Annotated in this window: 7 protein-coding genes; 3 read left to right on the top strand and 4 right to left on the bottom strand. The window is 45.8% G+C overall.

Annotation, left to right across the window (positions count from 1 at the left end; translation table 11 throughout):
* Window positions 1–469: 469 nt before the first annotated feature.
* The 3 genes from Q4C79_RS12585 to Q4C79_RS12575 all read right to left on the bottom strand — a co-directional run bounded on the left by Q4C79_RS12585 (window position 470) and on the right by Q4C79_RS12575 (window position 3,882).
* Window positions 470–1,573 (bottom strand): carboxymuconolactone decarboxylase family protein, encoded by a 1,104-nt coding sequence (locus Q4C79_RS12585; protein ID WP_303091369.1) that lies wholly within the window; start codon window positions 1,571–1,573, stop codon window positions 470–472.
* Between the two features lie 327 nt (window positions 1,574–1,900).
* Window positions 1,901–2,647 (bottom strand): SDR family oxidoreductase, encoded by a 747-nt coding sequence (locus Q4C79_RS12580; RefSeq protein WP_303091368.1) that lies wholly within the window; start codon window positions 2,645–2,647, stop codon window positions 1,901–1,903.
* A 170-nt stretch (window positions 2,648–2,817) separates the two neighbouring features.
* Window positions 2,818–3,882 (bottom strand): alpha/beta hydrolase, encoded by a 1,065-nt coding sequence (locus Q4C79_RS12575; RefSeq protein ID WP_303091367.1) that lies wholly within the window; start codon window positions 3,880–3,882, stop codon window positions 2,818–2,820.
* 107 nt (window positions 3,883–3,989) lie between these two features.
* On the opposite strand from Q4C79_RS12575, the gene Q4C79_RS12570 reads away from it, so the two are divergent.
* The 3 genes from Q4C79_RS12570 (at window position 3,990) to Q4C79_RS12560 (ending at window position 7,957) form a co-directional block, all read left to right on the top strand.
* A complete protein-coding gene (locus Q4C79_RS12570; RefSeq protein WP_303091366.1) occupies window positions 3,990–4,913 on the top strand; it encodes a LysR family transcriptional regulator in 924 nt (307 codons plus the stop codon).
* A gap of 90 nt (window positions 4,914–5,003) precedes the next feature.
* On the top strand, window positions 5,004–6,236 hold the full coding sequence (locus Q4C79_RS12565) for an SIR2 family protein (RefSeq protein WP_303091365.1): 1,233 nt from the start codon (window positions 5,004–5,006) through the stop codon (window positions 6,234–6,236).
* Window positions 6,233–7,957 (top strand): ATP-binding protein, encoded by a 1,725-nt coding sequence (locus tag Q4C79_RS12560; protein WP_303091364.1) that lies wholly within the window; start codon window positions 6,233–6,235, stop codon window positions 7,955–7,957. Before Q4C79_RS12565 ends, Q4C79_RS12560 begins: the two co-directional genes overlap by 4 nt.
* Before the next feature lie 62 nt (window positions 7,958–8,019).
* On the opposite strand, the gene Q4C79_RS12555 is transcribed toward Q4C79_RS12560, so the two are convergent.
* A partial coding sequence (locus Q4C79_RS12555; RefSeq protein WP_303091363.1) for an ATP-binding protein occupies window positions 8,020–8,556 on the bottom strand: 537 nt, incomplete at its 5' end.

Here is an 8,556-nt window from a genome sequence, read left to right as displayed (position 1 = left end):
TGCTTTATGGGCACCTCTTCGCATTTGTTGCACTTAGATTGTCAATTCAAGAGGTTAAAATCCGCTATAGCAGATTGAATTACTTCGATACAAGGCAGCAGCCGCAGACAGTACAAGCAGTACGGAACCGATTCTGTTGCCGCTTCAGCGGCTTACCAAATCGTTCTCTTTGAGCTAAGGCGCAGCAGAGCCTTCGCGAAAGTTAAGTTAATCTGCTATATAGTTGTTTGAGAAGAAAAAGCAGATACTCGGGCCAGGCCCGAGTATGACGAAAAATTGATCAATTCAGGATTAAAGCGGCTTTTTGCAAAGCTCTCAGAACCCAGCAAGAGGAATTTTGCGCTTGCTGTAGGATTTAAGGCTGGCATAGCCATGCATTTAGGTTTATTTAGGTTGTTACCAATATTGATGCCTGTCTGAAAAGTTTTCAGACAGGCATTTTATTTCACGGCGATTATCCGCCATGTTCTTACTGACTTTGCGCCCACACCCGCCGCGCCTGTTCGGCCGCTTGCGGGTCGTATTCTTTGGCCAACACATCAAACACGCGCTGCAATTGTTGATTGTTCACGCCCAAGCGTTGGGTGATGCCCAAATGTGAGTGTAGTTGGGCGTCTGCCTTGCCCAACGCGGCGATGGTGGAGACGGTAACCAGCTCGCGGTTAACGTAATTCAGGTTGTCGCGGGCGAACAGGTAGCCGAACAAATGCGCTTTGAGGGCGCGGTCTATGCCTTCGTGACTGGCAATCACGCTGTCGGCGGCGGGCGAGCCCAAGGTTTGCAGGGTTTGCCGGCCGAGTGCGTAGTAGTCGGTGTTGTCGGGCGGTGTAGCGGCGGCTTTGCCCTGCGGGTCGCGGATGCCGCGCGCCTGCCGCTCTTTGAGCACGGCTTGCAGTGTGTTCATGCCGTTGAGCGCGCGCGGAAAGCCGGCGTAGGCGGATTGGTGGGTGAAGATTTCCTGAATCTCGTTCACCGTCAGCCCCCGCTCCAAACCGCGTTCGATGGCGGTTTTCAGACGGCCGCTATCGCCTGCGGCAGACAGGGCGGCAATCGGCACGATGGCGAGCTGTTTGGCGGAAAGCGGCGTGGTTTGCCGGTGTTTTGCCATATCGGGTGCGGCGGCACTCGGCAGTTGCACTCGCTCCAGCCAAGTGGGTTTGTTGTCGTCAGCTTGCGGGCTGACGGCGATATGGCTCATGGCGGTGTGTTCGCCCGCGCCGTGCCAATGTTTGACATTGGGCGGACACCACACCACATCGCCTTTTTTGATGATTCGAACCGGTTTGCCCCATTCCTGCGTGCGTCCTTCGCCTTCGGTAACGATTAAATACTGCCCGTGCGAATGGGTGTGCCAGTCGGTGATGGCGCCCGCTTCAAACTCTACAATCGCTGAAGCATTTGGACTATTCGGGATTTCAGGCAGCTTGGCAAAACGTGCCGCACCTGAAAAATGTTCGCGCGGTGCGTTTTGCCATGAATGGTGCGTGGCTGGCGTGATGATTTGTTGCGCGAAAACAGGCGCATGTGCCAATGACAATGCAATTGCGGCAGAAAATAGCGAAGTTTTGTTCATGATGATGGCTCGTTTTCTATTTCAGGCTGCTTTTCAATACACGACAAAAAATGATTTTTCGTAGGTCGGGCATTTATGCCCGACATGGTGACGGCGTATTGTGTCGGGCAAAATGCCCGACCTACAACTGCGGAGTAACGGTTTGCCCGGCCGCCGAGGCGGAAGCGGCAACCGCAGCAGTAAGCGAGGCGGTCATTATTTTCTTGGCGTTCATCGTATTTCTCCGGTTGAGATATTTAGCGTGATCGTTAAGATGCGGCAGCTCGGTTCCGGCAATGCCTGTCTGAAAGTGCCTATTTTTCAGACAGGCATCAGTTGGTCATTACTTTAAAACTCCTGCCGCGTCGGGCGGATGGTGATTTCGTTTACCGCCACATCGGCCGGCTGTTCGATGGCATAGGCCACGGCGCGGGCGACCGAATCGGCGGGGATTTCGTTGGCTTCATAAAACGCCTGCATCGCCGCACCGGCGGTTTCGTCGCTGCTGCCGAACTTCAGCTCGCTCTCCACCGCGCCGGGGTAAAGCGTGGTGACGCGGATATTGTCGGCGGCGGTTTCCATGCGCAGCCCTTCGCCGATGGCTTTAACGGCGAACTTGGTGGCGCTGTACACGGTGCCGACGCCGCCCGACACTTTCAGCCCCGCCACGGAAGACAAATTGATAATGTGTCCGCTTTTTTGCGCCTGCATGGTCGGCAGCACGGCGGCAATGCCATATAAAACGCCTTTTACATTGACATCAATCATTTTATCCCATTCTTCCACTTTCAACGCGGCCAGCGGCGCCATCGGCATGATACCGGCGTTGTTGACCAACACATCGATGCGGCCGAAGGTCTGCAAGGCAGTTTGCGCCAGTTGCTCCACGTCTTCGCGGCGGGCGACGTCGCAGGCCACGGCCACGGCTTGGCCGCCGCTTTGTTTGATGTCGTCGGCCAGCTTTTGCAGGCGCTCAAGGCGGCGCGCACCCAGCACCAGTTTAGCGCCCCGCTCTGCCAAATGGCGTGCGGCGACTTCGCCCAACCCGCTGGAGGCGCCGGTGATGATGACGACTTTATCGGTAATGTTTTCCATGACAAATTCCTTTACTGTTTACGTTGCAAAAATATTCAGTTCACTTAACCGGCACGGCTTTCGAGCCGAACACCACCGGATGGGTTTCAATCATTTTGTGCGACACAATCGGTTTCAGACGGCCTGTTTTTTCTTTTTTCAGGCAGCCATTAGGCCGTCTGAAACCAACATCACAAATTCTTGCCGAAGAACTGCGTTAATTTCGCGCTGATTTGTTTCACATATTCGGGTTTCCAATAGGTTTCGATATGGCTTGCGCCGTCAATCAAAACCAACTCTTTGTTTTTCGTGCCGGTGGCCTTGGCAAAAGCTTGTTCCGTCATGTAGCGCGTATCGGCTGCCGAACCTGCAATCATCAATAAGGGTTGGTCAATCAATTCGGCTTGGTCGGTTGCATCCCATGTCATCAAATCCAATAAGCTTTCTGTGGTGTAGCGTGGCGTTGAATTGGGGTGGAAATGGGTTTTGCCATAATATTCTGCACCATCACGATATAATCCCGCGGGCATTTGGGCGATTTGTTCATCGGTGATTTTGGTTAAATCGGCATTGGCTTCATATTGCACTTCACCCTTTGCCAGCAGATTGCGTGCTTGGCTGGCTTTTGCCAAACGCTCTTGAATGGTGGCAACAGCATTATCATTCATACCGTTACGGCGGATTAAGCCCGTATTGAACAGGCTAACCGTTGCCACGCTTTTAATGCGTTTGTCGCTTTGCGCGGTGGCAAAGGTGTAACCGCCGCCGCCGCAAATGCCCAATGCACCGATACGCTTGGTATCTACACCTTTGAATTGGCTAATGAAATCCACCATGCCGTGAACATCGTTAATGCGGTTAAACGGTTTGTCGGTTTGGCGCGGCTCGCCACCGCTCGCGCCTTGATAAGCGGCATCGGCGGCAATCGTAATATAGCCTTGCTCCGCCAATTTTTGCGCATACAAACCCGCCACCTGTTCTTTCACGCCGCCGTTGGGGTGGGCGACCACAATCGCAGGATACTGTTTGTTCGGATCGAAATTGGCCGGCGTGTACACATTGGCGGCGATTTTGATGCCGTTGACGGTGTAGGAAACGGGGCGGATATTGACCTTGCCCGCTTCGTTTTGGCGGATGGCGCCGTCGTACACCAAGGTAAACGGGTTGTTGCGGTAATCGGCGGCAGCCACGCTGCCTGAAACGCCGGCAAGGGCGGCGGCTAAAACGAAAGATGAAGATAATTTGGCGAAATTCATGATGGGGTTTCCTATGGTTGTAAAAAAGATAGGGTCATTCTAGCCCTCTGTTCGTTCTGATACAATGAACGATCAAGGAATGCAACATTCCAAAAACAGGAACAATAATGTTAAATAAATTGGAAGCGCTGCGCCATTTCTGCGTCGCCGCCGAAACGCTGAATTTCCGCGAAACGGCCGTGCGCTTATCGGTTTCGCCGCAAGTGGTGTCGCGCATGATTGCCGAATTGGAAAGCGCCGTCGGTGAAGTGCTGTTCAAACGCAATTCGCGCACCATCCGTTTAACGGCGTTTGGCGAACAGTTTCTGCCGCGGGCGAAACAATTGCTGGAAGATGCCGAGCTGCTGTTTACCGACCATGCCCGCAACGACGGCCATTTGGCGGGCGTGGTGCGCATTACCCTGCCGAGGCTGCCTTTTTACGCGGAAATTCTGGGCGAACTGTGCCAACAATTGCGCGATTATCCCGACATCGTGCTGGAATGGTATGCCGACAGCGCGCGCCTAAAGCTCACGGAACACCAAATTGACATGGGCGTGCGCGTCGGCCTCTCGCCCGAACCCGATTGGGTGGTGCGCCCGATTACCGAAATGCGCCAGCGCATCGTTGCCGCGCCCGAATTGGCCGCACGCTGCGGGCTGCCTGAAAATCTGGAAGATTTGCAGCGGCGCTATCCTTTGAGCAGCCAAATCAATCAGGAAACCGGCCGCCCTTGGGGCTGGTATTTCAACGAACAGCAAAACTTCATCCCCCGCCGCCCCGCCTTGGCCGCCACCGACGGTTACAGCGAGCTGGCCGCCGCCTTATCGGGCAGAGTCTGCGCGTTTATTTTAGACGGCATCTGCCAGAGCGAATTAACCGCCGGCAAGCTGATCGAGCTGCTGCCCGACATTCCCCGCCAAACTTGGCAACTGTATCTTTACCGCCCCTACCACAGCATCACGCCGCAACGGGTGTTGCTGGTGTTCGATTTATTAACACAGATATTGCAGCGCTATTTTCCGGCGGTTAAAAACAAAATGCCTGTCTGAAACAGGCCGTCTGAAACCTAGAGATCTAGTAGCTTATTCTTCTATAAGAGTTATAATCAAATCTTAGAATTTTCTACCTAAGGTGGCTATATGAGTATGAAATTTTTATCTTCAGATATTACAGAAAAAGAACCGATCTCCATAGAACTTGCAGCCCAAGAAGATGACAAGCAGAAAGAATACAAAGCATTGTTACAAAAATGTCTAAATCAGATTTTGGATGCAGAAAATATCATTGTGCTTGCTGGTTCTGGCACATCATTAACCTTTAATTCTACTGAACCTACATGCATTGCCCCAGGTATGGTTGATTTATGGCATGCTTGCCGTGGAATGAATGAAAAAATATTTGATGATATTAGAAAGTATACTCACTATGATAACTTTGCTGGAAAGTGGGATGATGGTAGAACAGCTGAAGATATTGAATTATTCTTATCTAGATGTGATACATTTCTGACATTAGAAGAAGTATCCGCTACACGGCTAAAGCAGTTAAGAAAATTCATTAAAGATGCAAAAAATAAAATTCTAGAAGTTACTGATTTCACAGAAAAGATTACAAACTCACAAAGTTGGAAAGATCATGAAAAATTGCTTCGTGTACTAGGTAAAAGACAAGCTAAGCAAAAAAGATTGAAAGCATTTACAACGAACTATGACCTTGCATTCGAAACCGCTGCTTCCAATATTGGTATGACGGTAATTGATGGTTTTGAATATTCTATACCATACCGATTTAATCCGTCTTGGTTCAATTATGACATCGTACATAGAACACAATCTAGTGATAAATCAACCAGCTATTTACCTAATGTATTTCATCTCTATAAAATTCATGGTTCAGTTGATTGGATAAGAACCGAACAAGGTATCCAAAAAAGAAGAAATGAAAAACAGCAAGGTGAACCAGTTATTATCTATCCAAGTAGCAATAAATACCAAACATCGTATGAATCACCTTATTTAGATATGGTATCCAGTTTTTTAAATGCGATACAGCAACCTAAAACCGCTATTTTATGTTTAGGTTTCGGGTTTAATGATAAACATATCAATAATGCTATAACTATGGCATTAAGAACAAATCCTGAATTATTATTAATGGTAGGAACCCGATCTTTATTTGATGAAAAAGGATCTTTCAATAAAGAAATTCGCTCTCTACTTATGAATGCCGTAAAAGCTGGAGATTCAAGAATTTCTTTAGTTGATAGTGATTTTTCTACTTTTGTAAATCAGCTACCAGATAGAAATAAATCAACACCAGAAGAAGATATTTTTAAAATCTTTCAAGAGCTCGCAATGGGGAATAAATCATGAATAATTGGTTCTCACCTTGTGATGTTACACGCAGAGTTGGCAGCCTTATAGAAATATCTGCAACAGAAGCCAAAATAAACTTAACCAAAGCTGGAACAGGCGAAAAAGTATGGTTATTGGGCAATCGTATTTCAATTGGTGAAGTCAATGAATATGTGTTTATTGATTGTGGACAAGACTGTATTTTAGGCCGAGTTATAAAAGTTTGGTTAGAAAATGGCGAAAGATTAAGCGTTGATAGTTTAGATGATAGCTATGCAAATAATAGCCCTATTGGATTGGTTCAATTACTAGTTAGCGTAGATAGCGAAACGGGCTTTAACCGTAAAGGGATCAGACAATACCCTAAACTGGGTGCTCAAATTTATTCAGCTCATCCAAAGCTAATTTCATTATTAGCAGAAGGAAAAATCAATAATGCTAGTGATGATATTGATCTTCCTATTGCAGAAATAGTAGGCGATTCATCTGTTACGATAAATCTTACCCCTGAAAAATTATTTTCTCGACATTGCGCTATTTTAGGCTCAACAGGTGGTGGCAAAAGTTACACTATGGCAAATCTCATCAATAATATCTACCAAAACGGCGGTAAAGTTTTATTATTGGATGCAACGGGAGAGTATGCAAATTTACCTTGTGAGCACTATTATGTTGGCGAACATCCTAATGCAACAAATCAAAATAAAGTTACCTACCCACATTGGATGTTTACTGATTCTGATATAAGAGCTTTGCTTCGCCCATCGGCTGGAAGTCAAGCTCCTAAATTAGAAGAAGCAATTCGGAGTCTAAAAGTTGTTACAAGTTATTGGAAAATCTCAAATCATGGATTATCTATTACTCAAACATATAATTTAGAAAAATCAGAAAAATTGAAACAACCGTTTGAAAATGCTGTAAAAAATATTACTAGCAATATGATGAATATTCCATGGAGTTTTTCTAATTTAGCTGAACAGATAATTGCAGAGTGTGTATATCCAACAGCAGGGACAATCAATACTCCAGACCCTACAAAATGGGGAAAACGAGCCGATAATGACATTGGGTATTGCTTAAGCCTAATATCAAGAATTAAAGCAATGCAAAATAATCTTCATCTAAAATGGATGTTAGATTGTGATCATACTTTAACAACTATCCCAAGTATTATTGATAGTCTATGCACATCAAATAACAAAATCATTCGATTAGATTTGTCTGCTGTTCCATTTGAAGCTAATGCTCGAGAATTATTGGTAAATGCAATAGGACGAAAATTGCTTTCTTGTGCCAGAGAAGAAAAAATTTCTTATGAAAATCCTTTGATTGTATTTATTGATGAAGCTCATCAATTCCTAAATAAATCTATTGGCGATGAAATCAGCAAAATGAATTTAACGGCATTTGGCGACATAGCAAAAGAAGGTCGAAAATATGGTTTAAACGTTACGATAGCAACACAACGTCCAAGAGATATTCCCGAAGATGTATTGAGTCAAATAGGTACTTTGATTGTTCACCGACTAACGAACGAAAAAGATCAGGAAACTGTGAAAAAAGCTGTCGGATCTATCGACCATCGCTCAGCGTCCTTTTTGCCTGTATTGGGACAAGGTGAAGGCTTATTGTTAGGCGTGGATTTTCCTTTCCCAATGAAAGTAAAAATTAAAATACCTGAGTTTAAACCTGAATCGAGAAGTGCTTCTTTTTCTAAGGTTTGGAAAAAGAACGAATAACGGCTTTCTATTCAATAATAAAATGCCATCTGAATTTAAGTTTCCGATGGCATTTTTCACTGCTATGTTAGTAAAAACATCCCAATATGCTGATGCACAATCCCATCAATATTCTCCTGCCAAAAATCGTCCATGGTTATCACATATTTCGGGTAATTATCCGCAATGGCTTGTAGTGGTGAAAATTCACGCTGAACGGTTTGATCGCTTTCCAATTTATACGCCACTTGGATATAGATTTTTTCATTCTGTTTTTGTGCAATGAAATCAATTTCTTGAGTGCCTAATTTACCGATATAAACCTGATAGTCACGACGTTTGAGTTCTAAATAAACCAAATTTTCCAAAATGCCCGAAATCAAGCTGGTACGAAAACCCATCGTGGCATAAAGCAAGGACACATCGCCCAAATAAAATTTTTCTTGGGTTTTTAAAATCTCTTTACCTTTGATATCAAAACGCTCGACACGGTGCAAAATGAAAGCACTTTCTAAGGCTTTTAAGTAGTTATAAACGGTGTTTAAATCCACTTTTCGCTGTTGGCTTTTGAAATAATCCGCTACATTTTTGCCTGAAAACGTGTTGCCGATATTATCAAA

Origin of the sequence: Neisseria sp. (genome assembly GCF_030523955.1) — a bacterium.
Classification (GTDB): domain Bacteria; phylum Pseudomonadota; class Gammaproteobacteria; order Burkholderiales; family Neisseriaceae; genus Neisseria.
This window is presented reverse-complemented; position numbering and strand designations above follow the sequence as displayed.